We start from the raw sequence: 2504 nt of genomic DNA, 5'->3' as shown, positions 1-2504 counted from the left end.
GGCAACATGCGGGCCCTGAAACGCTCTATGGAGGAGGTCAAGGAAGGATGAGCCACTTAGCGAAGGATATGACCCCTCAGGTCACATGGAAGGACATCACGCCCGGCGGCGCCATCTTCGAGGGGGGCACCTCCCAGGTGGTGGAGACCGGGGACTGGCGGACGATGAAGCCGGTGCTGGACATGGACAAGTGCAAGCAGTGCCTGCTGTGTGCGCCGGTGTGCCCGGACATGTCCATCCCGGTGGGCAGCGACGGCAAGCGGGGAGATTTCAACTATTTCTTCTGCAAGGGCTGCGGCATCTGCGCCAACGTCTGCCCCTTCGGGGCCATCACCATGGTCAAGGACGAGAAGTAAGGAGGGGCTAGGATAAAATGAGTATCAGAGAAAGACTGTCCGGCAACGAGGCCGTCGCCTACGCGATGAAGCAGATCAACCCGGACGTGATGGGCGCATACCCCATCACGCCCTCCACGGAGATCCCGCAGTACTTCTCCGCCTACGTGGACAACGGCGAGGTGGATACGGATTTCATCGCCGTGGAGTCTGAGCACAGCGCCATGTCCACGTGCATCGGCGCGGAGGCGGCGGGGTGCCGCGCGATCAGCGCGACCAGCTCCTGCGGCCTGATCTATATGGCGGAGATGCTGTACGTGGCGGCTTCCGACCGCCTGCCCATCACGCTGGCGGTGAGCTGCCGGGCGCTGAGCGGGCCGATCAACATCAACAACGACCACTCGGACGCCATGGCGGTGCGGGACGCGGGCTGGCTGATGCTGTTCGCGGAGACGAACCAGGAGGCGTATGACAACTACCTGCAGGCCATGCGGATCGGCGAGGCGGTGAGCCTGCCCATCATGATCTGCCAGGACGGCTTCATCACCTCCCACGCCATCGAGAACATCGAGCTGGAGGAGACGGAGGCGGTGCGGGAGTTCGTGGGCGAGTACAAGCCCGCGCACTACCTGCTGAACAAGGACGAGCCCATCGCGGTGGGGCCCTACAGCACGCCGGTGTACTACATGGAGACCAAGCGGGCCCAGGCCCAGGCCATGATGGACGCGAAAAAGGTCATCCAGGACGTGGCGGACGAGTTCGCCGCGTGGACGGGGCGTCAGTACGGGCTGATCGAGAAGTACGAGATGGACGACGCGGAAGAGGCCATCATCATCATCGGCTCCTCCGCCGGCACGGCCCGGGAGGCCATCAAGCAGCTGCGGGCCCAGGGCAGGAAGGTGGGCATGATCAAGATCCGCTCCTTCCGTCCCTTCCCCTCCGAGGAGATCGCCGAGGCCCTGAAGGGCGTGAAGGCCTTCGCCGCCATGGACAAGGACGACAGCTTCAACGCCCACTGCGGGCCCATCTTCGCGGAAGCCTGCGCGGGCCTGTACGCCAAGGGGATCAGCGGGCCCAAGGGCATCAGCTATATCTACGGCCTGGGCGGACGGGACGTGCGGGTGGAGAGCATCCAGCACGTGTTCGCGGACCTGGAGGAGATCGCCCGGACCGGGGACGTGGGCGAGACCTACCGGTACCTGGACGTGCGCGAGTAAGGAGGGAACAGTCAAAATGGCCTATAATCTGAAAGAGAACGTCATGAAGGAAGACCGCTTCACCGGCGGTCACAGGATGTGCGCGGGCTGCGGCTGCCCCATCGCGGTGCGGACGGTGCTGCGGGCGCTGGAGCCGGAGGACCACGCGGTGGTCTGCTCCGCCACCTGCTGCCTGGAGGTCTCCTCGTTCATGTACCCCTACACGTCCTACAAGGACAGCTTCATCCACAACGCCTTCGAGAACGCCGCGGCGACGCTGAGCGGCGTGGAGACGGCGTACCACGCGATGAAGAAGCGGGGCAAGATCGACGCCACGTACAAGTTCATCGCCTTCGGCGGCGACGGCGGCACCTATGACATCGGCTTCCAGAGCCTCAGCGGCGCCATGGAGCGGGGCCATGACATGGTCTACGTCTGCTACGACAACGAGGCGTACATGAACACGGGCATCCAGCGCTCCAGCTCCACGCCCAGGTTCGCCGACACCACCACCACGCCGGTGGGCAAGGTGGTCCCCGGCAAGCCCCAGCAGAAGAAGGACCTGACGAAGATCATGGTGGCCCACGGCATCCCCTATGTTGCCCAGACCACCTTCATGGGCAACTTCAAGGACATCACCGAGAAGTCCCACAAGGCCATCTACACCCCCGGCGCGGCCTTCCTCAACGTCATGGCCCCCTGCCCGAGAGGCTGGCGCTATCCCAGCGAGAAGATGATGGAGATCACCAAGCTGGCGGTGGAGACCTGCGTCTGGCCCCTCTATGAGGTCATCGAGGGCAAGTACGTCCTCAGCTACCGGCCCAAGGAGAAGAAGCCCGTCGTCGAGTACCTCAAGGCCCAGGGCCGCTTCGCCCACATGTTCAAGCCCGGCAACGAGTGGATGATCGAAGACGTCCAGAAGGAAGTCGACAAGAACTGGGAGGCCCTCCTCAAACTCTGCGAGCTGTAAGCT

At 63.8% G+C, this 2504-nt stretch carries 3 protein-coding genes; all 3 read left to right on the top strand.

Features of this window, described 5'->3' with window-relative positions:
* The first annotated feature begins 47 nt into the window (after positions 1-47).
* Genes QZ332_RS13450 through QZ332_RS13440 form a run of 3 tightly spaced genes read left to right on the top strand, consistent with a single transcriptional unit; the run spans position 48 to position 2501 of the window.
* Positions 48-356: a 4Fe-4S binding protein gene (locus tag QZ332_RS13450; RefSeq protein WP_295766372.1), complete on the top strand. Its 309-nt coding sequence runs from the start codon at positions 48-50 to the stop codon at positions 354-356.
* Positions 357-373: 17 nt separating this feature from the next.
* Positions 374-1552: a pyruvate ferredoxin oxidoreductase gene (porA, locus tag QZ332_RS13445; protein WP_295766370.1), complete on the top strand. Its 1179-nt coding sequence runs from the start codon at positions 374-376 to the stop codon at positions 1550-1552.
* A 16-nt stretch (positions 1553-1568) separates the two neighbouring features.
* Positions 1569-2501 (top strand): thiamine pyrophosphate-dependent enzyme, encoded by a 933-nt coding sequence (locus QZ332_RS13440; protein ID WP_295766368.1) that lies wholly within the window; start codon positions 1569-1571, stop codon positions 2499-2501.
* Positions 2502-2504 lie beyond the last annotated feature (3 nt).

It is taken from the genome of uncultured Oscillibacter sp. (assembly GCF_910584465.1).
GTDB lineage: Bacteria > Bacillota > Clostridia > Oscillospirales > Oscillospiraceae > Oscillibacter.
Note: the sequence above shows the minus strand (reverse complement) of the source record. Positions and strands in the feature narration are given on the sequence as shown.